We start from the raw sequence: 21937 nt of genomic DNA, 5'->3' as shown, positions 1-21937 counted from the left end.
CGGGGCCGGCGCAGGGCCGGGACGGGGGACCCGGCGCGGCTGCCTCGTGCGGTCCGGGCCGGAGGTCCATCATGGCGGGATGGACTTCTATGACGTGATCGTGCTGGGTGCCGGCCCGGTCGGCGAGAATGTGGCCGACCGCGCCCGCGCGCAGGGACTGTCCGTGGCTCTGGTGGAGAGCGAGCTGGCCGGCGGCGAGTGCTCCTACTGGGCCTGTATGCCCAGCAAGGCGCTGCTGCGGTCGCCCGCCGCGCTGGCCGACGCACGCCGGCTGCCTGGAGCGCGGGAGGCGGTGGCCGGGGAACTGGACAGCACCGCCGTGCTGGGGCGCAGGGACTCGTTCACCTCGCACTGGGACGACTCCGGGCAGGTGGAGTGGATCGACTCGACCGGCACCGACTTCCTCCGCGGCACGGGCCGGCTGGACGGCCCGCGCCGGGTCGTCGTCGAGACGCCGGAGGGCGTGCATCGGGCGGTCGACGCCCGGCACGCGGTGGTGGTGTGCACCGGCACCCGGGCGGCGCTCCCCGACCTTCCTGGCCTGGCGGACGCCGGTCCGTGGACGAACCGGGAGGGCACCGCTGCCAAGCAGGTGCCGGGGCGGCTCGCGGTGGTCGGCGGCGGCCCGGTGGGAGTGGAGCTGGCCGCGGCGTGGCAGGCGCTCGGCGCGGAGGTGACGCTGCTGATCCGCGACGAGCAGCCCCTGGCCCGGATGGAGCCCTTCGCCGGTGATCTGGTCGCCCGGGCGCTGGCCGATTCCGGTGTGCGGGTGAGGACGCGGACCTCGGCGACCGAGGTGCACCGCGCCCCGGAGGGCACCGTCACGGTGCTGCTGGACGACGGCGGCGAACTGGTCGTCGACGAAATCCTGTTCGCCACCGGGCGCAGGCCACGCACCGAGGACCTGGGCCTGGACTCCGTAGGGCTGACGCCCGGCGACTGGCTCGCCGTGGACGACAGCTGCCGGGTCGACGGCGTGCGCGGGGGTTGGCTGTACGCGGTGGGCGACGTCAACCACCGCGCGCTCCTCACCCATCAGGGCAAGTACCAGGCCAGGATCGCGGCGGCGGCGATCGGCGCCAGGGCGCAGGGCGTGCCGCTGCTGGAGACCGACCGCTGGGGCGCGCACACGGCGACCGCCGACCGGGACGCCGTGCCGCAGGTCGTCTTCGGCCTCACTGAGGCCGCCGCCGTCGGCCTGACCGCCGAGGAGGCGCGTGAGCGCGGCCTGAACACCCGCGTGGTCGACTACGACCTGGCCAACGTGGCCGGGGCGGCGCTGCACGGCGACGACTACCGCGGGCAGGCCCGAATGGTCGTGGACGAGGACCGCAGGGTCCTGGTCGGGGTGACATTCGTCGGTCCCGGCGTCAGCGAGCTGCTGCACGCGGCCACCGTCGCGGTGGCCGGCGAGGTGCCGATCGAGCGGCTTTGGCACGCCGTTCCGGCCTTCCCGACCATGAGCGAGATCTGGCTCCGCCTGCTGGAGACCTACCGCGGCTGACCGGGGCCGCCGCCCCGGGACCGCCCCGCCCCGCCCCGGCGGTGGCGGGCCCGGGGCGGGGGGTCAGCGGCCGAGCTGGGCGCCGCCGTTGACCTGGATCACCTGGCCGGTGACATGGCCCGCGGCGTGCGAGGCGAGCCAGTGCAGGGTGGCGGCGACGTCCCCCGGCGAGCCCGGACGGCCGGTGAAGGTCTCCTCGACGAGTTGCCGGTGCCGCCGTGCGGACATCGCCCCGCCAAAGAACTCGGTGTCCTCGACGTAGCCGGGGGCGACCACGTTCGCCGTGACGCCGCGCGGGCCGAGCCGGCGCGCCAGGTCGAAGGCGTACGGGTGCAGTGCCGCCTTGCTCGCGGCGTAGGCCACCGATCCGGAGCCCCGGGTGGCGGCGATCGAGCTGAGGAACAGCACCCGGCCGCCGGGGGAGGCGAGCCGGTCGGCGAGCGCCTCCGTCAGCAGGACGGCGGTGAGGGTGTTGAGCCGGAAGGTGAGCGTCCAGTCGTGGGCGGTCCCGTCCAGCGGTTCGGCCGGTGCCGGGTCCGCGAGTTCCAGGCCGCCGTTGCCGCCCGCGCTGTGCACGAGGACGTCGACGGCGCCGCACTCGTCCGCGACGAAGCGGGCGACGGTCCGCGCGCCGGCCGGGGTGGTCAGGTCGGCGGACACCGCCAGCGCTCCCGGCAGTCGTTCGCGGGCCTCCTCCAAGACCTCCGCACGGCGCCCGACGAGCACCAGCTGGTCCCCGTCGGCCGCGAAGCAGTGCGCGGTGGCCAGTCCGATGCCGGTGCCGCCGCCGCTGATCACCACGGTGCGTGTCATGGCGCGAGGATAACCCCGGACACCCGCCACCGGTCCGAGGGCGGGACGCGCGCCCGGGGGAACCGGTGGCACGAGCAGGACCGGCCGCCGCCCGGCCCTGCTCGTGCCACCGTCCCGCTCGTGCGGTCGGTGTGCCCGCTCGCGCGGCCGCGGGGCGGCTCAACCGGCGAGCAGGCGCTCCAGGACGACGGCGATGCCGTCCTCGTCGTGCGAGGCGGTGACCTCGTCGGCAACCGTACGCAGCTGCTCGTGCGCGTCGGCCATCGCCACCCCGTGTGCGGCCCAGCCGAACATCGGGACGTCGTTCGGCATGTCGCCGAAGGCGATGGCCTCCTCGCCGCGGACGCCGAGCCGGCGGGCGGCGAGGGTGAGGCCGGTGGCCTTGGAGAGTCCCAATGGGAGCAGCTCCACCACGCCCTCGCCCGCCATGGTGACGCCGACCAGGCCGCCGGCCGCGTCCGCCGCGGTCTTCGCGAGCGCGTCGTCGCCCAGCTCGGGGTGCTGGAGGTAGAGCTTGTTCAGCGGGGCCGCCCACAGCTCCGCCGGGTCCTCCCACGGTTTGACGGGCAGCGGGCCCTCCTGCACCCGGTAGCCCGGCCCGACGAGGACGTCACCGTCCAGGCCGTCACGGGAGGCGGCCAGGAGCAGCGGTCCGACCTCGGCCTCTATCCGGGCGACGGCCAGCGCGGCCAGCTTCCGGTCCAGGGTCACGGAGGTCAGCAGCCGGTGCTCGCCCGCGTGGTAGACCTGCGCGCCCTGGCCGCACACCGCCAGCCCGCGGTAATCGAGGTCGTCCAGCACGTGCCTGGTCCACGGGACCGCGCGGCCGGTGACCACGATGTGGGCGGCGCCGGCCTCGGCCACCGCCGCCAGGGCCTTCCGGGTGCGCGGCGAAACGGTGTCGTCGCTGCGCAGCAGGGTGCCGTCGAGGTCGGTGGCGACCAGCCGGTACGGGAAGCTCACGAGGCGACCGGCTTCAGCAGCTCCCGGCCGCCGAGGTAAGGACGCAGCACCTCGGGCACCCGAACCGAGCCGTCGGGCTGCTGGTGGTTCTCCAGCAGCGCCACGATCGTCCGCGGCACGGCGCACAGGGTGCCGTTCAGGGTGGCCAGCGGTTTGACGTGCTTGCCGTCCCGCATCCGGATCGACAGCCGACGGGCCTGGAACCCGTCGCAGTTGGACGTCGAGGTCAGCTCGCGGTACTTGCCCTGGGTGGGGATCCACGCCTCGCAGTCGTACTTGCGCGAGGCCGAGGAGCCGAGGTCGCCGCTGGCCACGTCGATCACCTGGAACGGGAGCTCCAGGCTGGTCAGCCACTGCTTCTCCCACTCCAGCAGGCGCAGGTGCTCGGCCTCGGAGTCCGCCGGGTCGACGAAGGAGAACATCTCCACCTTGTCGAACTGGTGGACGCGGAAGATGCCCCGGGTGTCCTTGCCGTACGAGCCGGCCTCCCGTCGGAAGCAGGGCGAGAACGCCGCGTAGCGCAGCGGCAGCTTCCCTGCCTCGATGATCTCGTCCATGTGGTAGCCGGCCAGGGCCACCTCGGAGGTGCCGACCAGGTACTGGTCGTCCTTCTCCAGGTGGTAGACGTCTGCCGCGGCCTGGCCCAGGAAACCGGTGCCCTCCATCGCCCGGGGCTTGACCAGCGCGGGGGTCAGCATCGGAGTGAGACCGGCTGCGGTGGCCTGGGCGACGGCGGCGTTGACCAGCGCGAGCTCCAGCAGCGCGCCGATCCCGGTGAGGTAGTAGAAGCGCGAGCCGGAGACCTTGGCGCCGCGTTCGACGTCGATCGCGCCGAGCAGTTGGCCCAGCTCCATGTGGTCCCTGGGAGCGAAGCCCTCGGCCTCGAAGTCGCGGATGCTGCCGAGGGTTTCGCGGACGGTGAAGTCCTCCTCGCCGCCGACCGGGACGTCCGGGTGCACCGGGTTGCTCAGCCCGAGCAGCAGGCGCTGGGTCTCCTCGGCCGCCTCGGTCCGGGCGGCGTCGGCCGTCTTGACGGCGGAGGACAGCTCGCCCGCCTTCCGCAGCAGCTCCGCCTTCTCGTCACCGGATGCCCTGGGGACGAGTTTTCCGAGCTGCTTCTGCTCGGAGCGCAGCTCGTCGAAGCGGACGCTGGAGGATCGGCGGCGCTCGTCGGCGGCGAGCAGGGAGTCGACGAGTTCGACGTCCTCTCCTCGGGCGCGCTGGGAGGCGCGCACACGGTCGGGGTCCTCACGGAGCTGGCGAAGGTCAATCACCCCCTCAGGCTACCGGGACCGGGGGCGGGTCCCGCATCCCACTTGCGTAGTCGCTTCCTCCTCGGGCGGGAGCGGGGCATCGGCCCGCTCGACATCCCGTTCCGGCACCCGGCCCGGGAGCCGCGGCGCCGCCGGGAACTCTCCGGGGAGCGGGAGTCCGGGATGGAATCCACTTTCGACTTTCTCCCTTTTTGGGCTTTTCGCACCTCACCTGCGGATATGCGGTGCATCGGGGGGCGGGAAGCGAGGTCCCGGCGGTGGCCGGCGGGCGGCGCCGAGTTGTCGTGCCGGTGGCGCGGGGGTTGAACTCCGGGTGGCGAGCGCCTGGTTGAGCGGGGCCGTCCACCGGTTATCCACAGTTTCGGGGAGGGCGGCACGACTTATCCACAGGATGGGAGGTTGGCCTGTGGATTTCCGGGAACCCCCGGGCGGTCTCGCTGCGGCAGGTGTGATTTCGTCGGTTCGAACCGGCAATTCGCACTCGTTTGAGGGGAATTGCCCCCCTTCAAAGAGTTGATCAAGTGAAGAGTGCTGACACGGAAGGATCGGGGCACTCTTGGGGGTCCTGGGTCCCGCGTAGGGATATGTCGACGGTGTCGGAATCGAGTGTCGACTTGTACACAGACGTCGACCCCTGCCTGTGGATAACTCGGACCGCGGCTGCCGGAGAGTCGGCGGACGCGGGGCCGGCAGCGTCCGGCCGGTGGGCTCAGCCCCGCCCGTCCATGCAGTGCTGCACCCAGTCGGCCGCCGCGGTGAAGTCCCCGTCCGCGGTGCCCTGACGCAGGGCGGCCCGCACCCCGTCGGCGCGCGGGTAGGAACCGAGGAAGCGCACCTCGCGGCAGACCCGCCTCAGCCCCATCAGCACATCCGCGACCCGGCGGTCCTGGAGGTGCCCCTCGCAGTCCACCGAGAAGCAGTACCGGCCGATGCCCTCACCGGTCGGGCGCGACTCGATCCGCATCATGTTCACGCCCCGGGACGCGTACTCCTGCAGCAGTTCCAGCAGTGCGCCGGGATGGTCCTCGCGCAGCCACATCACCACCGAGGTCTTGTCCGCCCCGGTGGGCGCGGCCGGCCGCGCCGGGCGGCCGACCAGCACGAACCGGGTCACGGCGTTCTCCGCGTCGTGGATGTCGGTGACCAGCGGCTGCAGCCCGTACGTCGTCGCGGCGAACTCACCGGCGAACGCCGCGTCGTAGCGGCCCTCCTGCACGAGGCGGGCGCCGTCCGCGTTGGAGGCGGCCGACTCCCACAGCGCGTTCGGGAGCCGCTCGGCGAGCCAGTTGCGCACCTGCGGCTGGGCGACCGGGTGGCCGGTCACCGTCTTGATCGACTCCAGCGTGGTGCCGGGCCGCACCAGCAGGGCGAAGGCGATCGGCAGCAGCACCTCGCGGTAGATCATCAGCCGTGCGCCGGTGGCCAGCTCGTCCAGGGTGGCCGTCACTCCGCCCTCGACCGAGTTCTCGATCGGCACCAGCGCCGCCGCGGCCTCGCCGTCCCGCACCGCGTCCAACGCCGCCGGCACGGAGACCATCGGCACCAGTTCGCGCGTGGCCACCTCGGGGAGCGTGCGCAGCGCGGCCTCCGTGAAGGTGCCCTCGGGGCCCAGATAGGTGTAGCGGCTGGCTGGTGACATCGCGCTGCGGCTCCTTCGCGCGTCCCCGCGGCGACCGCCCGCCGATCGCCCGGAACACCGGCCCACCCTACCCACGGGGGCCGGTACCGGCCGCCGCGTCCGATCGGCGGACCCCGTCCGGTCCGGGGCGCGTGCCGGCAACCGAGGGCCGTCCCGCACTCCCCGGCGGGCGCACGAGGACAGCCACGGCACTTCGCCGCCGGATCGCCCCCTGCGGCCGGTGTGCGGAGCTCCCTCCCCCTGCGACGCCCCGCATCCGACACCGAGCGCGCCACTTCGCCCCCGGAGAGCGCGGGGCAGCCCTCAGGTGCCCGCGACGGCCTTCTCCAGGGCGGCGATGTCCGGTCTGCCCATCGTGAGCATCGCCTCGGTGGCCCGCCGGGCCCGCTCCGGATCCGGGTCCGACAGCAGCCGGGGCAGCACGGTCGGCACGACCTGCCAGGACACCCCGAACCGGTCCTTGAGCCACCCGCAGCGGCTCTCCGCACCCCCTCGGAGAGCCGGTTCCAGGAGTGGTCCACCTCGGCCTGGTCGGCGCGGGGGGTCTGGAACGAGACGGCCTCGTCGAAGGTGAACTGCGGACCGCCGTCGAGGCCGACGAACTTCTGGCCGTATAGCTCGAACTCGACGGTCAGGACGGTGCCGGGGACGCCGGTGCCCGCGTCGCCGTTCCGGGTCACCGTGCCGATCCGCGAATCCTCGAAGACCGACGTGTAGTGCTCCGCCGCCTCCACTGCCCTGCCGTCGAACCACAGGCATGTCGTGAGTGCGCCGGTCGCCATGGGTGCCTCCCCGGCGCGCGGACTGCCACCCGTACCGACGAGCCGCGCGGCGGAAACCCATCGCGCACCCGGGGGACCGGCGTCACCCCTCCAGGAGCGCCTGGCCGACGTACTCCCCCTCGGACGCGCCGCCCGGCACCGCGAACAGGGCGCTGCTCTCGTGCCGGATGAAGGGGGAGAGTGCGTCACCGCGGTCGAGCTTGCGCTGCACGGTCACGAAGCCCCGCAGCGGATCCGCCTGCCAGGCGACGAACAGCAGCCCGGCGTCGGGGGCGCCGTCGTCGAGGAACCCGTCGTGGAAGGAGTACGGGCGGCGCAGCATCGCCGCGCCGCCGTTGGTCTCCGGCGCCGAGACGCGGACGTGCGCGTTCGGGGCGATCACCAGGTTCCCGTCCGGGCCTGCCTTCTCCAGCGCGACGGGGGTGGTCTCGCTGCCGCCGGAGAGCGGGGCGCCGTCCGCCTTGCGCCGGCCGATGACCCGCTCCTGCTCGTCCTGCGAGCGCGCGTCCCACTGGTCCAGCAGCATCCGGATACGGCGCACCACGGCGTACGAGCCGTCGCGCATCCAGTCGGGCGTCCCCCCGGGCGGTACGAAGATGCGCCCGGCGAAGTCCTCCTCCGTCTCCTTCGGGTTGTTGGTGCCGTCCACCTGGCCCATCAGGTTGCGGGTGGTCCGCGGTTCCGCGGTGGCGCCCGGCGTCCGGTTGAAGCCGGTCGACTGCCAGCGGACGCGGGCGGTGCCGGCGGCCAGCCGCTGCAGGGTGCGCAGCGCGTGGAAGGCGACGAGCGAGTCGTCCGCGCCGACCTGCACCCACAGGTCCCCGCCGGAGCGCTTCGGGTCCAGCGCGTCGTTGGAGAAGTCGGGCAGCGGCGCCAGTTCCCGGGGCAGCCGGTCGGTGAGCGAGGTGCGTGCGAAGAAGCTCGCGCCGAAGCCGAACGTGACGGTCAGCGAGGACGGTCCCGAGTCCAGGGCGATGCCGGTGTCGTCCTCGGTGGGCCGCCCCGCCATCAGCCGCTCGGCCGCGGACGACCAGCGGCGCAGCAGCGCGGCGGCCTGCTGGCGTCCGGCGTCCGACACCAGGTCCAGGGCGAGCAGGTGCCCGTGCGCCTGGGCGGGTTGGAGGATGCCCGGCTGATGCGTGCCGTGGAAGGGCACGGCGGCCCGGCCGACGCCGGCCAGGTCGGCGGGCGGATCGCCCTGCGCGGTGGCGTGACCGGCCACGCCACCGGCCGCGCCGAGGACGACCCCGGCGGCCCCGGCCGCTCCGGCGGTGCCCAGCAGCCTGCGCCGGGTGAGGGGGTGTTCGTCGTGCATGCGCTGTCTCAGCCGATCTCGATCGTCTTGGTCTCGGTCACCTGGTCGACGTCGGACGTCCGAACCGTCACGTCGATCTCCCACTTGCCGGCCAGCGGCAACCGGAAGCTCGCCTTCAGCCAGTGTCGCTTGTCGCCCATCACGGACTCCAGCGCGACGGGCAGCGGCCCGATGTCCTGCGACGGCAGGGTGAAGGCGACCTTCACCTCCTCGGCGTCGACGTCCGTGCGCAGGTGCAGGGTGTTCTCGCCGCTGCGCGCCGGGTCGAGGTCGAGCTGGGCGGTGCCCCGCCCTTCCGGACCGCCGGTGTCGAAGGGCACCGACAGCGAGACGGGTTCGTCGGGGGCCACCGGCGGCGCGTCCGCGGCGGGCGCGTTCTCTCTTGCGGTCTGTTCGCCGCGCGCCGGCTCGGTACCGGTGAGCACGGTGGTGACCGCGAGCAGGAGCGCCGCGATCGACGCCTCGACCAGCACCGAGCGGCGCAGTCCGGCGCCCGCGGGGTCCGCTTCGCGGGCCGTCTCGCGGTCCCGGCGGCGCTGTGCGGCGTCGACGGCCCGTCGCTGCCGCGCCAACTGCGCCATCCGCTCCGCGTTCGGCTCGGGGGCCTCCGGGAGGGCACCGGCACTGTCCGCCGGCCGGGTCTCCGGGACGCTTGCGGGCTGCGGGCCGGTGGCGGGCTGCGGCGCCGTTCCCGCCGGGCGGGTCTCGGTCAGGCGGCCTGTCAGGCGCCGGGAGAAGGCCGCCGCACCGACCAGCAGCGCCATCAGACCCACCTTGAGCAGCAGCAGGCGACCGTAGTCCGTGCCGGTCAGCGCGGACCAGGAGCCGACCTGCCGCCAGGACTGGTAGAGGCCGGTGGCGATCAGCACCAGTACACAGCCGAAGGCCACGCGGGAGAAGCGCCGCACGACGTCCCGCCCCACCCGCCCGTCGCGGGCGAAGGCCATCAGCAGGCAGGCGAGACCGCCGAGCCAACCCGCCACGGCGAGCAGGTGAAGGACGTCCACCGGCATCGCGACGGCCGGTTGGATCCCGGTGGAGGCGTGCTCGGCCATGGCCCAGGTGGCGGCGAGTCCCACGGCGACGACCGCTCCGCCGATGGACGGGCCCAGGAGCAGGTCCCGGCGCTGCCGGGCCCCCGCTCCGCCGTCGTCCGCTTCGCTGCCGGACGCGCTCTCGGGGCCCTGGCCTCGGGGCGGATCGCCGTCGGAGAGGCCGCGTCCCGGACGGCGGGGGGAGCCGAAGAGGACGGAGAGGAAGAGCGCCGCCGTCCCCAGCAGGAGCAGCCGGGAGATCAGTGCGGCACCCTGCTTCGTCTCCAGAACCGCCTGGAGACCGGCCATGTCGAAGGCGTCGGCCGGGCCGCCGCCGGTGGTGTACGGGTGGCGGAGCAGCATCAGCGCCACAGTGGCGGCGGTGAGCAGCATCCAGCCGCCCGCGGTCAGCCGCTGCACGGCCCGCAGCCCCTCCCCGCGGTAGCGGGTGACGACCAGGAACGCCGCGCCGCCCACCAGCAGGATGAACCCGGCGTAGGCGAGGTAGCGGCCGACGACGTGCAGGTTCTCCACCACCGCGCTGCCGCCCTCCTCGCCGAGCACGGCGGCGGTCTCGGACGGAGCCCCGACGGCGAAGGTGAAGGCGCCGGAGATGGGGTGGCTGTCGGCGGACACCGCCCGCCAGGCGACGGTGTACGTGCCGTCGGGCACTCCCGGCGTCATGCCGACGGCGTACTGCACGGTGCCGTCGGCGGACAGGTCCCGCAGCTCGCCGTCGTCCGCGCGGTCGCCGTTCGGGTCCAGCACCCTGATCGAGTCGTCGGACACGGCGACCTGCTCGGAGAACGTCAGCGTGACCGTGCGGGGAGCCCGTTCCAGCACCGATCCCTCCGCCGGGCTGGTGCTGGTCAGCGAGGCGTGCGCGGCGGCCGGCTGGGCGGTGCCGAGCAGCGCCGCGAGCAGCGCGGCGACCACGGCGAGCGTCGCGGTGACCGCGGCCGGGAGCCGCGCGGCGGTGGGGGGAGCGGTGCTGGACATGGGATCAGCTCCTCAGTGCGCGTGCCCGGTGTAAGTTCCGGACTCCACGGGGACGTCGAGCGTGATCGGGTCGGACTTCTCGAAACGCAGTTCCAGCGCGACTGTCTCGCCCTCGGAGGGAACGCGGTTCAGCTCCATGAACATCACGTGGTTGCCGCCACGGGAGAGCGCGAGTTCCCCGCCGGCCGGGATCTCCAGCGAGTCCACCCGGGACATCCGGTTGTCCTCCGTCCGGTGCAACTGGACGTCGTCCGACAGGTCGCTCGTGACGCCGGTGAGCCGGTCCGGTTCGTCGCCCTCGTTGGTGAGGGTGAGGAAGCCGCCCGCGGTGCTGTCGGTCGGGGGCTCCGGGATGTAGGCGGAGTCCGGCACGGCGGACACCTGGGGTCCCTCGGCGTCCCCGCCGGCGCAACCGGACAGGGCGGTCACGGCAGCCAGCAGGCACGCGAGGCCCGCGGCGCGGAGGCCGCGCGGGCCGGTCACGGGTTCTTCCCCTCGACGAGCCGGGGGAAGTCCTTCTCGAAGGCCTCGGCGGTCGCGTCCTCCGTGTAGAGCACGTGCGCCTTGTCGTCCTCGGGCGAGAAGAACAGCACCTGCGAGCCGTGGGTGGACTCGATATCGCCGTTCTCCTTCTCGACGCTCGGCTCGATGGAGACGCCGACGGAACGGGCGCCGGCCTGGATGGTGGCGAAGTCGCCGGTCAGGCCGACCGCGCCGGGCGCCACCCCGTCCAGCCACGCGCCCAGCTCGTCTGGGGTGTCCCGTTCGGGGTCGCTCGTGACGAAGACGACCTGGAGTTCCTCCTGCTGCGCCTCGGTCAGACCGGCCTCGGCGACGGCCACGTTGCCCATCGTCAGCGGGCAGATGTCGGGGCAGTTGGTGTAGCCGAAGTAGAGCAGCGTGGGCTTGCCGGCCGTCTCCTCGACCAGGTCGAACTCCTCGCCCGAGGTGTCGGTGAGAACCAGGTCGGGCTTGTCGAAGGGCTGGTCGAGGACGGTGGCCCGGCTGGTGTCCGAGGTCTTCGAGACCTCGGCGACGGTGTCCCCGCCCTCGTCGCCGCCGCCGGAGCAGGCGGCCGCGGCGACGGCGAGCAGGGCTGCCGACGCGAGGGCGGCTGCCTGCCGACGGCGCCGGCCGCCGGGTGCGGATCGGGTGGTGCTTCGCATGGCGCTGTATTCCTTGCCGGTGGTGAAGATGGTGAGGGTGGTGAAGGGGCGGTCGGCCGGGCGGGGCCGGGGTGGTGCCGGGAGCCGTACGGCTCCCGGCACCACCCCGGGCGGCACCGGAACCGGTCAGGCGGCCACCCTCGCGGTCAGGAGGTGCGGCGGCGGGCGGCCACGCCGAAGGCGATGCCGCCGAGGCCGGCCGCGATGCCGACCCCGGCCAGTACCCGGGCGGTGGTGTCCGCGGCGGCTTCCGGCTCGCCGCCGGACGCGGTCTCCTCGGTGTCGCCGGCCTGCTCGGTGTCGTCGGCCTGCTCGTGCTCGTCGTCGGCGGCGCCGTGGCCGCCCTCGGACTCGCCGAGTGCCAGGACCGGCGCGGGGCTGTCCGGCTCCTCGCCGCCCTCGGGCACCTCGATCCAGCGGACGACCTCGTCGTTGTCGTACGTCTGAATCGCCTTGAAGACCAGTTGGTCGGCGTCCCCCGGCAGTTGGCCGACCGAGACCGGGAAGCGCTGGAACTGGCCCGGCGCGATCTCGCCGCCGGTCCACACGATCCGGCGCGGGGCCTCGTTGACCTCCTCGCCGTGCATCTCGATCGGCTCGTCCAGCTTGCCGCGCTCGACCTCCACCTCCCAGCCGGGGACCGCTTCGGGCTGCACGGAGGCGAGGGGGTGGTCGGTCGGGAGGGTGATCTCCAGCTTGGTGGTGGAGGCGTTGTCCCGTTCGTTGGGGACCTTGAAGTTGATCGTGGCGTAGCCGCCGGCCGGAACCTCCTCCGGGTCGACGGTCACGTGGGCGAGGGCGGGCCCGCCGCCCACGAGGACGGCGGCCGCGGTCAGCGTGGTGGCGACGGCGGCGCGGCGGGCGAACGAGCTGGTCTTGAACGAGGTCATCTGATCGGACACTCCAGATACAGCGGGAAACGGACAGGATGGGGTACGGCGACGCGACCGCTCCCTGTTCAGCCCGGGCACCGGTCGGAACCGGTGGGTGCACCGGCCGCATCCGTGTGCGTCCTCCTCCGCTGTCGCGCACGCGGGAACCGCAGCGCACGCGGGCACCGGCGCGTTGCGCCGGCGGCCGGGAGGGGACGGGGCGGGTCAGGCCGTCAGGTCGACGTCGCGCCGGTCAGCCGGCGGACCGCGCCGGCTGACGGAGTGCCGCAGTTCGGCGGGCGCCGGGGCCCACCCGTCGGACGCGCCGGTGGGACACGGTCCGGACGCCGCAGTGCCGTGCTCCGCGGCGGGGCGGTCGGTGGCGCGGAGGGCGGCGCGCAGTGACCGCAGCGCCTCGTCCACCGCGACGGCGGACAGCTGGACCAGCCGCCACAGTGCGGCCTCTCCGCGCCGCAGCAGCCAGCCGGCGGCCAGCGCCGCGGCGAGGTGGCCCAGCAGCATCGGACCGGACGCCATGGACAGCGCCGTCCGCACGATCGCCTGGAGGCACTCGACGGCGGCCGGGTCGCCGCCGGCCGCGGACGGGGTGACGACCGGATGCGTCGCGTGGGCTGCCTGGGCGACCGCCGGTACGTCGATGCCCGCGTCGGCCAGGATGCGCCGGGCCTCGGCGTGTGTGATGCCGACGGTCGGCTGGCTGCCGCAGAGCAGGCTGCCGGCGAGTGCGACCAGACCGCTGCCACTGCCCGTCGGGGACGGCGGCGCGGGTACCGCGGCGCCGTTGTGCGCGGCGGCGAAGAGAGTGTGCAGGGCGAGTTGCCCCGCGGCCAGGACGCCGGCGATCCCGGGCAGCGTCCGCTCGCGCCCGGCGAGCGGGAGGGCCACCGCGAACACCGCCGCCACGGCGACGCCCAGGGACCACAGCGGTACCGGGGCTCCCGCGGCGAACACATGGCCGGCCGCGGACAGCGCGACGCAGGCCGCGGTGAACACCGCGGCCCGGAGAACGCGCAGATCGGCGCTCGCACGCCGCACGGGTACAACCATGGCGGGCGACATCATCTCACCACCGGTCGTACCGGACACGGGCAGGGCCGCCCCGGGCCGGACGGCCGTAGGCGTCGGGAGGCGGCGCGGCGGCGCCGGGAGCGGGTCGCAGGGCGACGTGGCCGACATCGGGCGGAGCCTGGCGCGGCGGAACGCCTGGCATGCGCCGAATGAGCGGTGTCACGTCAACCCGATGCTTACGGTGCGGTGAGAAGGGCAATACGTATCGGTATGTCGAGCCTCGGTATGTCGACCGCAGCCAGGAGGCTGGAGCATGAGCATCTGGTGGACTCTCCATTTGCGGCGTGAGGCCGCGAGCGTGCCTCTCGCCCGCCGACTGCTGCTCGGGACGATGGAAACGGCCGGAGTGGAGGCCGACATCGCGTACGACCTGTCGGTGGCCCTCTCGGAGGCCTGCGCCAACGCCGTCGAGCACGGGCGCGGCAGCGGCGCCGACGACGCCTACCGGGTCACGGCCCATCTGGACGGCGATCTGTGCCGGATCGAGGTCAGCGACCGCGGTCCCGGCTTTCCGGCCACCGTTTCCGGGCCCGCGTTCCTGGGGGCCGCCGAACATCCGGCCGACTCCTTCCCCCGGTCCTCCGGTACGTCCCCGACTCCCGCTGCCACCGGGTCCGTTCGCGGCACCTCGCCGGAGGGCGTCCGGGTGCCGCTGCCGGGGCCGTCCCTCGGGCCCGCTCCGGAGGCCGTACCGCCGGCGCCCGTCGGACAGGACGTTCCCGAGGCGGGTGCGGAGGGCGGGCGCGGCCTGTTCCTGATCAGGTCGCTCGTCGACCACGTCCGGTTCCGCAGCCGACCCGGCGACGGGGCGGTGGTCAGCTTCGACAAGATCCTCAAGTGGCGTGACGACGCCCTGCTGAAGGCGTCCTGAAGCGGCCGACCTCCGACGCCGCCGTGCTTCGTGGCTCCGTCGGGGTCGTTCCCCCGATCGGGCTCCTCGGAGCCCCCGCGCCGGAGACGCCCCGGCCGACGGCGGTGCCGACGGCCGGGGCGCTGGCGACGGGGAGCGGACCCCGGTCGGTGGTGCTCAGTACACGCTCACGCCGTAGGCGTTCAGGGCTTCGACGACCGGCTGGAAGAAGGTCGTACCGCCCGAGGTGCAGTTGCCGCTGCCGCCCGAGGTGAGGCCGAGCGCGGTGGTGCCGGAGTACAGCGGGCCGCCGCTGTCGCCGGGCTCGGCGCAGACGTTGGTCTGGATCATGCCGTAGACCACGTCGCCGCCGCCGTAGTTGACGGTGGCGTTCAGGCCGGTGACCTGGCCGCCGTGGGTGCCGGTGGTGCTGCCGCGCCGGGTGACGGACTGGCCGACGGACGGGTTGGCGGCCGTGGTGATGTCCTGGCCGCCGACGGTGCCCGGCTTCGACTGCGAGTTGCTGTGCTGGACGATCCCGTAGTCGTTGCCCGGGAAGCTGGAAGCCGCCGTCGGACCCAGGTAGGCGCCGGAGCCGGTGTACCAGGTCGGGAAGCCGTCGGTGCAGTGGCCCGCGGTCAGGAAGTAGGAAGCGCCGCTGGAACTGCGCACGTTGAAGCCCAGCGAGCAACGGCCGCTGCCGGTGGTGATGGCGTCGCCGCCGGAGATGTACTTGGTGAACTTGCCCGGGGTGCGCTCGATCTCGACGGCGCCGGCGTTGGAACCCGCGGCCTTCTTGATCTCGGCGATCTCGGCATTGCTGACGGTGCGGTCGGCCTTGACGACCAGGGTGCCGGTCTTCTCGTCGACCCGCCAGGCGGTGCCCGCGACGTCAGCTTCCAGGACCGCGTCACTGGCCTGGTTCAACTGGGCCTTGCTGAACGTCGAGGGCTCCTCGGCCTGGGCGACGGCCGGGCTCATCAGCGCCGCGGCCACGGCGAGCCCCGAAGCGGTGGCGATCAGGCGGGCGCGCTTGGACATGCCGCCGAGGGGGGTGGTGGTACGTCTGGTCTTCACTCGTCCTCCGTGGGGTAAGGGCCTTGGGTGTGGCCCGGGGGAGCAGAGCCTGAGCACGCCGTGATGCTCTGGCGTGCTCCTGACAATCAGGAGTCTCAGGGGTGCGATGGGTCGCGCACAAGAGTGCCTACCGAAATAGCCCGCAGCCCAAGCCCCCACCACTGTCCGAACGTTCGGCTCGGAACCCGCGCCCATCTGCCGGAACGTCACCGGCCCGGATCCCGCACGATTCCTCGGCAACGGCCGATTCTCATCGGGCTCCGGAGCCTCCCGGGCCTCCTGCGGTACGAGGGCGCGAGGACTCGCCGGGCCGGCGGGACTTCCCGAACACGCCGGTGTGCTGTCGGTGCCGGGCGGGACAGTCCTCACGTGGGGACGAGGGTGACCTCGGTCGCCTTGACGCTGCTCCACACCGCGGTGCCGTCGGCGAGGCGCAGCTCCGCCGCCGCAGCCGGGGTGATCTCCGCGACGAGGTCGGGGGCGCTGTCCGAGACGACCAGGACACGCAGCCTGCTGCCCATCGCGGTGATCTCCCGCACCGTGCCCCGCCACACGTTGCGCGGACTGCCTGCCGGGCGGTCCCGGTGCAGCGAGACCGCCTCCGGCGGGATCACCGCGAGCGCCCCGGTGCCGACCGGAACCGGCTCGGCGGCGACCAGGTGCCCGCCACCCGCGCACTCCAGGCCCTCGGCGCCGGCCGTGCCCGGCCAGGCGTTGCTGCCCAGCATCCGCGCCACCCAGGGTGACCTGGGATGCCGGGCCACCTCGGTGGGCGGCGCGTCCTGCACCGCACGGCCGCCGTCCAGCACGAGGACCCGGTCGGCCAGGGAGACCGCCTCAACCGGATCGTGGGTGACGATCAGGCAGACCCCGCCGAAGTCGGAAAGGTGCGCGCGCAGGGTGTGCCGTACCTGCGCCCGTGTCGTCTGGTCGAGAGCGGCCAGCGGTTCGTCGAGCAGCAGCAGGCGCGGGTGTGCCGCCAGCGCCCTTGCCAGCGCCACCCGTTGGGCCTGGCCGCCGGAGAGGCGATCGGGCCGGCGGTGTCCGAGGGGGCCGACTCCCAGCCGGTCCAGCCAGCCCTGTGCGGCCCGCTGTGCCTCGGCCCGCGGCATCCCCCGGGCCCGCAGCCCGTAGGCGGTGTTCGCGAGGGCGGTCAGATGCGGGAACAGCGCACCGTCCTGCGGCACCCAGGCCACGCCCCGGCGGTGCGGCGGCGCGGCCGTCACCTCCACCCGGTCGCCGGACGGCGCCCCGGTGAGCGCGACCCGGGCGTGGGAGCGGCCGGTCAGCCCCAGCAGCGCCCGCAGCAGAGTGGTCTTGCCGGCCCCGTTCGGGCCGACCACCGCCACGGTGGTGCCGGGGTCCGCGTCCAGCACGAGGCGGTTGAAGCCGGTCACCTCGGCGTGCAGACCCCACCCGTCCCGGGGCCCGTCTCCGGCCGCGGCCTCCGCCGGTGCGGTCGCGGGCGGTGCGGCCCGGGTTGCGGTCGGAGCGGCCTGGTCGGCCTTCGGCGCGGCTCCCGGAGCGGCGGGAGTGGAGAGCGGGTCCGCCGCGGTGCCGGGCTCGGGCGCGTGCCGGTCCGCGGGGACCGACCGGGCGCCTGCGGTCCAGCGGCCGCGCAGGGCGACGAGGACGGCCGTAGCCACCACGAGCAGCAGCAGCGACACCGAGGTCGCTGCCTCCGGTGCGTTCTGGAGCAGCAGGTAGACCTGGAGGGGCAGGGTCTGGGTGCTGCCGGGCAGATTCCCGGCGAAGGTGATGGTGGCACCGAACTCGCCGAGCGCACGAGCCCACGTCAGGGCGGCCCCCGCGGCCAGCCCGGGGGCCACCATCGGCAGCGTCACGGTCCTGAACACCCGGAACGGGGAGGCGCCGAGCGAGGCGGCGGTCTCCTCGTAGCGGAGTCGGAGCCCGGCCAGCGCGCCCTCCAGGCTGATGACGAGGAACGGCATGGACACGAAGGTCGCCGCGACCACGGCCCCCGAGGTGTGGAACGGCAGCACCAGCCCGAAGGTGCTCTCCAACCAGGGTCCGAGCAACCCGCGTCGGCCGAAGCCGAGCAGCAGGGCGACACCGCCGACGGTGGGGGGCAGCACCATCGGCAGCAGCACCAGCGAGCGGACCACCGCCTTGCCGCGGAAGGGCACCCGCGCGAGGACCCAGGCCAGCGGGACACCGAGCAGCAGCGAGAGCACCAGCGTCCACAGGGACACGGTCAGCGACAGCCGCAGCGCCCGGACGGACTCCGGTGCGGTGAGGTGGCCGCCGAGTTCGCCCCACGAAGTGCGTGCCAGTACGCCGAGCAGCGGCAGTAGGAGGAACGCGACCGCCAGCAGCGCGGGCAGGGCGAGTGCGAGCGGAGCCCGGGTGCCGGACACCCGGTTGCGGCTGCGGTTCCGGTTCACCGTCGGTCCGTTCCGCCGGGGGTCCCCGCCCGTGCTGGGGGGCCGGTGGGCGGGGCGGGTCGCGGGCGGCGTGCGCGACCGGAGCGGGCGGCGGCGCCCGGACGAGGCGCCGGGCGGCGTGCGCCGCCGTCAGGGCTGCTGGAAACCGGCATCGCGGAGCAGCCCTCGTGCTGTGTCCCCGGTCAGCCACTCCACGAACGCCGCGGCCTCCTCGGGGTGGTCGGAGCCGTCGAGCGCGGCGGCCGGATAGGCGGCGACCACGTTCTGCCCGTCGGGCATCTCCACGGTGTCCACCTTCTCGGCGCCGGCTGCCCGGGTGTCCGTCCGGTAGACGATGCCGGCGTCCGCCTCGCCCAGCTCGACCTTGCTCAGCACCGCCCGCACGCTGGGCTCCCGCGACACCGGGCGGACGGACACCCCCCGGTCGGCCAGCAGCTGCCGTCCGTACCGGCCCACCGGGACCTCGTCGGCGGCGAGGACGACCTTCAGGTCGGGGTCGCCGAGGTCCGCGAGACCGCCGACCTGCTCCGGGTTCCCCGGCTCGGTCGCGATGACCAGGCGGTTGCGGGCGAAGACGGCCGACGCACCGGTCTCGTCCCGCAGGCCCTCCATCGTGGGGACGTCCGCGGTGGCGATGATGTCGGCGGGGGCGCCCTGCCGTACCTGGGCGGCGAGCTCCTGGGAGCCGGCGAAGGAGAAGGCCGCCTCGGTGCCCGGGTGCTCCCGTTCGTAGGCGGCGCCCGCGGCGCGGAAGACGTCGGTGAGCGAGGCCGCGGCGAGCACGGTCAGTTCGGTCGGACCGTCCGCCGTCTCCGAGCCGCCGCAGGCGGCCAGCGGCAGCAGCAGCGCGGAGGCGAGCACCGCGCCGGAGAGGCGGCGCGGTCGTCGGGTTGCGGGACGCATGCGGAGCGGCTCCTCGGCTGTGCGGTGCGGCGGCGGCCCGGTGCCGGTCGCCGACCGGGCCGCCGGGCGCGCCGGTTCAGGTGCGGTCGATGTGCACACTGGTGGATTTCACCCGCGCGGTCGCCTCGACGCCGACCTCCAGGCCCAGCTCCTCGACGGCCTCCCTGGTCAGCAGGGACACCAGCCGGTGCGGTCCGGCCTGGATCTCCACCTGGGCGGCGACATCGCCGAGCTTCACGGCGGTGACGATGCCGGGGAAGGCGTTGCGCGCAGAGGTGTAGGGTGCCTCCTCGTCGCCCTCGTCCTGCTGGGCGAGGTGTACTGAGAACGCGGCCAGTTCGCGGCCGTCGATCAGCCGACGGCCCGAGGCGTCGCGCTCGGTGCGGAGGCGGCCGGCGTCGGCCCAGCGCCGCGCGGTGTCCGGGCTCACGTCCAGCAGACGCGCCGCGCGACTCAGGGTGTACTGCTGCATGTGCGGCACATTAGCGATATGGGTGGCGCATCTGCAAGGCCGGGTGCGCGAATCGACCGGCATGTGCGTGCGTACGGTGTGTGCTGCGCCGGGCGACCTCGACGTCTCGGGCGCCCCGGGCGCCCGTGCGTGACCGCGGGCACGGCCGCGGCCGCTACCGTGTGCGCGACCGGGGAGCGGGAGCGGGGCCTGACCGCGGGCGGGGCCGGATGGGCGGGGGCCCGGGCGCGTGTCCGGGCCTCCGCCCGCGGTCAGGCCTGTCCGTGCCGGCGGTACCAGAGGCCGCCGCCGATCAGTGCCATCACGACGGCGCCCCCCGCGGCCCAGACGGCCGGGTTCACCGTGCTGCTCGTGCCGCCGCTACCGGTGCGTACCCCGCCCTGCGGCGCGGTGGCCGAGGCGGTCGGCTGCGCCGACGGCGTCGAGGTGCTGCTCACACTCGGCGACTGGCTCGGCGTGGCACTCGGCGAACTGCTCGGCGAGAGCGAGGCGGCGCCCGCTGCCACGGTGAGGGTGCCCTCGTAGGTGGTGTCGTCGCAGTCGACCAGCACCCGGTAGCCGCCGGGGCCGGTCCCCTCCGGAACGCTGCCGGTCGCGCCCAGCGCGTTGCTCAGCATGCTGAGCTCCAGGTCGGGCAGTGCGGCGCCGCCGGACGGCGGTTCGAACCTGACGGTTCCTGTGTCGTCGGCGCAGTTGGTGCCGTACACGGCGAAACCGTGGCCCGGCGCCACCGGGTTGGGCTGGACGGTGACGCTGCCGTCGACGACAGGGTCCGCGGCTGCCGTGCCGGCGGTGCCCAGGACGACGGCCGCGGACAGCAGACCGGCAGCGGTGAGACGGGCGGCTCCCGGGCCGCGGTGAGCTCTGCGCATCGTGACTCCCTGGTACGCGCGGGAAGGCGGGCGCGCGTCCAGGATCATGGGATCCCCCGTTCGGCGCCGCGACCACTGGAGGCACTCCGAACGGGGGACCCGGGCCGTCCCCGGGGCCGGCCCCCGGCGCCGCTCCGGGGGCCCGCGCCCGGCGTCCCCGGTCCCGCGCCCGATACCGCTGCCGTCCTGTGACCGGTGGCGCTACCGTCCTGTGACCGGTGGCGCTGCCGTCCGCCTTGCGGCTCCGTCCCACCGCGGGGCCGGCTGTCCGCGGGGTTGGTAGAGACACGGCTGCGGCCGGTGAGCCCCCCCGAAGGGGCCCACCGGCCGCGGGCCGTGCCGACCGGTCAGGTCAGCCCTTGAGCTCGGCCATCCAGGACTCGACGTCCTCGGCCCGGCGGGGGAGGCCCGCCGACAGGTTCCGGTTGCCGTCCTCCGTCACCACGAGATCGTCCTCGATCCGCACGCCGACGCCGCGGTACTCCTCCGGCACCGTGAGGTCGTCGGGCTGGAAGTAGAGACCCGGCTCGACGGTGAGGCACATGCCGGGCTCCAGGGTGCCCTCGGCGTAGCTCTCCCGGCGCGCGGCGGCGCAGTCGTGCACGTCCATGCCCAGCATGTGGCCGGTGCCGTGCAGCGTCCAGCGCCGCTGGAGCCCGAGCTCCAGCACCCGCTCGACCGGCCCCTCCACCAGTCCCCACTCGACCAGGCGTGTCGCCAGCACCTGCTGCGCGGCCCGGTGGAAGTCGAGGTACTTCGCTCCCGGGCGCACCGCCGCGATGCCCGCCTCCTGGGCCTCGTACACGGCGTCGTAGATCTTCCGCTGGAGCGGGTCGAACCGGCCGTTGACGGGCATCGTCCGGGTGACGTCGGCGGTGTAGAGGCTGTGGGTCTCCACACCGGCGTCCAGCAGGAGCAGCTCACCGGAGCGCACCGGGCCGTCGTTGCGCACCCAGTGCAGCGTCGTGGCGTGCGGTCCGGAGGCGCAGATCGAGCCGTAGCCGATGTCGTTGCCCTCGACCCGGGCGCGCAGGAAGAAGGTGCCCTCGATGTAGCGCTCCGAGGTGGCCTCCGCCTTGTCGAGCACCCGGACGACGTCCTCGAAGCCGTGGACGGTGGCGTCCACCGCCTTCTGCAGCTCGTCGATCTCGAACGCGTCCTTGACCAGCCGCGCCTCGGACAGGTACGTGCGCAGCTCCTCGTCCCGCTCGGCGGTGACCTTGTCGTGGAGCGCGGTCAGCAGGGCGTCCTCGTGGCCGCGCACCAGCCGCACCGGTCCGGTGGCGTCGCGCAGCGACGCGGCGGCGGTGCGCACGTCGGCGCAGGGCATCCCGTACCGCTTCTCGGCCTCGGACAGGCTCTGTCGGCGGCCGACCCACAACTCGCCCTGGCCGTCCAGCCAGAACTCGCCGTTCTCCCGGTCGGAACGCGGCAGCAGGTAGAGGAGCGGGTCGTGCCCCTCACCGCCGGACCTGGGCTCCAGCACGAGGACGCCGTCCTCGCTCTGGTCACCCGTCAGCCACGTGTACTCGACCGAGGGACGGAAGCGGTACTCGGTGTCGTTGGAGCGGGTCTTCAGACCGCCCGCCGGCACGACCAGCCGCTCGCCGGGGAAACGCGTGGAGAGCGCGGCGCGGCGGCGTGCGGTGTGCTCGGCCTGCTCGACCGGTTCGAGGTCGTGCAGTTCGGTGTCGGCCCACCCGGACCTCATGCTCTCGGCAAGCTCGTCGGACAGACCCGGGTAGAGGCCGTTCTTCCGCTGCTTGATGGGCTGCTCGTCAGCCGGGGTCTCCGGCGACTGCTGCTCGGCCACGTCGCTGCCTCCTTGCGTACGGACTGGGACCGCCGTCCATCGTATGTCCCGGCCGCCGACCAGCGGCGGGCCGAACCACCGGAGCCTTCGCCGCC

Annotated in this window: 18 protein-coding genes and 1 pseudogene; 2 read left to right on the top strand and 17 right to left on the bottom strand. The window is 74.2% G+C overall.

The window, feature by feature from the left end:
* Window positions 1–79 precede the first annotated feature (79 nt).
* Window positions 80–1504, top strand: coding sequence for a dihydrolipoyl dehydrogenase family protein (locus H300_RS0110655; RefSeq protein ID WP_028427416.1), 1425 nt, complete (start codon window positions 80–82; stop codon window positions 1502–1504).
* A 63-nt stretch (window positions 1505–1567) separates the two neighbouring features.
* Here H300_RS0110655 and H300_RS0110650 read toward each other — a convergent pair whose 3' ends face one another.
* The 11 genes and pseudogenes from H300_RS0110650 to H300_RS0110590 all read right to left on the bottom strand — a co-directional run bounded on the left by H300_RS0110650 (window position 1568) and on the right by H300_RS0110590 (window position 13417).
* Window positions 1568–2317, bottom strand: a complete 750-nt coding sequence (locus H300_RS0110650; RefSeq protein ID WP_028427415.1) for an SDR family oxidoreductase — start codon at window positions 2315–2317, stop codon at window positions 1568–1570.
* A 159-nt stretch (window positions 2318–2476) separates the two neighbouring features.
* Window positions 2477–3280 (bottom strand): HAD family hydrolase, encoded by an 804-nt coding sequence (locus H300_RS0110645; RefSeq protein ID WP_028427414.1) that lies wholly within the window; start codon window positions 3278–3280, stop codon window positions 2477–2479.
* Window positions 3277–4554 carry a serine--tRNA ligase gene (gene serS, locus H300_RS0110640; RefSeq protein WP_028427413.1) on the bottom strand — a complete coding sequence of 426 codons (1278 nt, stop codon included), beginning with the start codon at window positions 4552–4554 and terminating at the stop codon, window positions 3277–3279. Before serS ends, H300_RS0110645 begins: the two co-directional genes overlap by 4 nt.
* A gap of 709 nt (window positions 4555–5263) precedes the next feature.
* Window positions 5264–6193, bottom strand: coding sequence for a prephenate dehydratase (gene pheA, locus H300_RS0110635; RefSeq protein WP_028427412.1), 930 nt, complete (start codon window positions 6191–6193; stop codon window positions 5264–5266).
* A gap of 303 nt (window positions 6194–6496) precedes the next feature.
* Window positions 6497–6975 (bottom strand): annotated as a pseudogene (locus H300_RS26215) (VOC family protein).
* An 82-nt stretch (window positions 6976–7057) separates the two neighbouring features.
* Window positions 7058–8290, bottom strand: a complete 1233-nt coding sequence (efeB, locus tag H300_RS0110620; RefSeq protein WP_078515886.1) for an iron uptake transporter deferrochelatase/peroxidase subunit — start codon at window positions 8288–8290, stop codon at window positions 7058–7060.
* An 8-nt stretch (window positions 8291–8298) separates the two neighbouring features.
* Window positions 8299–10323: a copper resistance protein CopC gene (locus H300_RS26210; protein WP_037979874.1), complete on the bottom strand. Its 2025-nt coding sequence runs from the start codon at window positions 10321–10323 to the stop codon at window positions 8299–8301.
* Between the two features lie 12 nt (window positions 10324–10335).
* Window positions 10336–10806, bottom strand: a complete 471-nt coding sequence (locus tag H300_RS0110605; RefSeq protein ID WP_028427410.1) for a copper chaperone PCu(A)C — start codon at window positions 10804–10806, stop codon at window positions 10336–10338.
* On the bottom strand, window positions 10803–11489 hold the full coding sequence (locus H300_RS0110600; RefSeq protein ID WP_028427409.1) for an SCO family protein: 687 nt from the start codon (window positions 11487–11489) through the stop codon (window positions 10803–10805). Before H300_RS0110600 ends, H300_RS0110605 begins: the two co-directional genes overlap by 4 nt.
* A gap of 146 nt (window positions 11490–11635) precedes the next feature.
* Window positions 11636–12379 (bottom strand): YcnI family protein, encoded by a 744-nt coding sequence (locus tag H300_RS0110595; protein ID WP_028427408.1) that lies wholly within the window; start codon window positions 12377–12379, stop codon window positions 11636–11638.
* Window positions 12380–12586: 207 nt separating this feature from the next.
* The gene (locus H300_RS0110590) at window positions 12587–13417 is read right to left on the bottom strand and encodes a hypothetical protein (RefSeq protein ID WP_486583694.1); all 831 of its coding nucleotides are present in this window, start codon (window positions 13415–13417) and stop codon (window positions 12587–12589) included.
* A gap of 286 nt (window positions 13418–13703) precedes the next feature.
* Between H300_RS0110590 and H300_RS0110585 the strand changes: the two genes are divergently transcribed.
* Window positions 13704–14321 carry an ATP-binding protein gene (locus tag H300_RS0110585; RefSeq protein ID WP_028427406.1) on the top strand — a complete coding sequence of 206 codons (618 nt, stop codon included), beginning with the start codon at window positions 13704–13706 and terminating at the stop codon, window positions 14319–14321.
* A 156-nt stretch (window positions 14322–14477) separates the two neighbouring features.
* On the opposite strand, the gene H300_RS0110580 is transcribed toward H300_RS0110585, so the two are convergent.
* From H300_RS0110580 to H300_RS0110555, 6 genes are all read right to left on the bottom strand, one after another.
* A complete protein-coding gene (locus H300_RS0110580) occupies window positions 14478–15341 on the bottom strand; it encodes a trypsin-like serine protease (RefSeq protein WP_199779169.1) in 864 nt (287 codons plus the stop codon).
* Window positions 15342–15742: 401 nt separating this feature from the next.
* Entirely contained in the window at window positions 15743–17782 is a 2040-nt protein-coding gene (locus H300_RS0110575) for an ABC transporter permease (protein ID WP_028427404.1), read from the bottom strand.
* A 129-nt stretch (window positions 17783–17911) separates the two neighbouring features.
* Window positions 17912–18685, bottom strand: a complete 774-nt coding sequence (gene modA / locus H300_RS0110570; RefSeq protein ID WP_028427403.1) for a molybdate ABC transporter substrate-binding protein — start codon at window positions 18683–18685, stop codon at window positions 17912–17914.
* Between the two features lie 76 nt (window positions 18686–18761).
* Window positions 18762–19157: a helix-turn-helix transcriptional regulator gene (locus H300_RS0110565; protein ID WP_028427402.1), complete on the bottom strand. Its 396-nt coding sequence runs from the start codon at window positions 19155–19157 to the stop codon at window positions 18762–18764.
* A gap of 251 nt (window positions 19158–19408) precedes the next feature.
* Window positions 19409–20029 carry a hypothetical protein gene (locus H300_RS29225; protein WP_158678348.1) on the bottom strand — a complete coding sequence of 207 codons (621 nt, stop codon included), beginning with the start codon at window positions 20027–20029 and terminating at the stop codon, window positions 19409–19411.
* A gap of 352 nt (window positions 20030–20381) precedes the next feature.
* Window positions 20382–21842, bottom strand: coding sequence for an aminopeptidase P family protein (locus H300_RS0110555; RefSeq protein WP_028427400.1), 1461 nt, complete (start codon window positions 21840–21842; stop codon window positions 20382–20384).
* Window positions 21843–21937: the final 95 nt, after the last annotated feature.

The organism is Streptomyces sp. TAA040 (assembly GCF_000424845.1).
The sequence above is the reverse complement of the archived record's forward strand: the minus strand, read 5'-3'. Positions and strand labels throughout refer to the sequence as shown.

What these genes read in the sequence shown, in the direction of transcription:
- H300_RS0110595 (WP_028427408.1), bottom strand. Translation starts at nt 12,379, where the DNA reads ATGACCTCGTTCAAGACCAGCTCGTTCGCCCGCCGCGCCGCCGTCGCC.
- H300_RS0110565 (WP_028427402.1), bottom strand. Translation starts at nt 19,157, where the DNA reads ATGCAGCAGTACACCCTGAGTCGCGCGGCGCGTCTGCTGGACGTGAGC.
- H300_RS29225 (WP_158678348.1), bottom strand. Translation starts at nt 20,029, where the DNA reads ATGCGCAGAGCTCACCGCGGCCCGGGAGCCGCCCGTCTCACCGCTGCC.
- efeB (WP_078515886.1), bottom strand. Translation starts at nt 8,290, where the DNA reads ATGCACGACGAACACCCCCTCACCCGGCGCAGGCTGCTGGGCACCGCC.
- H300_RS0110655 (WP_028427416.1), top strand. Translation starts at nt 80, where the DNA reads ATGGACTTCTATGACGTGATCGTGCTGGGTGCCGGCCCGGTCGGCGAG.
- H300_RS0110600 (WP_028427409.1), bottom strand. Translation starts at nt 11,489, where the DNA reads ATGCGAAGCACCACCCGATCCGCACCCGGCGGCCGGCGCCGTCGGCAG.
- H300_RS0110585 (WP_028427406.1), top strand. Translation starts at nt 13,704, where the DNA reads ATGAGCATCTGGTGGACTCTCCATTTGCGGCGTGAGGCCGCGAGCGTG.
- H300_RS26210 (WP_037979874.1), bottom strand. Translation starts at nt 10,323, where the DNA reads ATGTCCAGCACCGCTCCCCCCACCGCCGCGCGGCTCCCGGCCGCGGTC.
- H300_RS0110580 (WP_199779169.1), bottom strand. Translation starts at nt 15,341, where the DNA reads ATGTCCAAGCGCGCCCGCCTGATCGCCACCGCTTCGGGGCTCGCCGTG.
- pheA (WP_028427412.1), bottom strand. Translation starts at nt 6,193, where the DNA reads ATGTCACCAGCCAGCCGCTACACCTATCTGGGCCCCGAGGGCACCTTC.
- H300_RS0110650 (WP_028427415.1), bottom strand. Translation starts at nt 2,317, where the DNA reads ATGACACGCACCGTGGTGATCAGCGGCGGCGGCACCGGCATCGGACTG.
- modA (WP_028427403.1), bottom strand. Translation starts at nt 18,685, where the DNA reads ATGCGTCCCGCAACCCGACGACCGCGCCGCCTCTCCGGCGCGGTGCTC.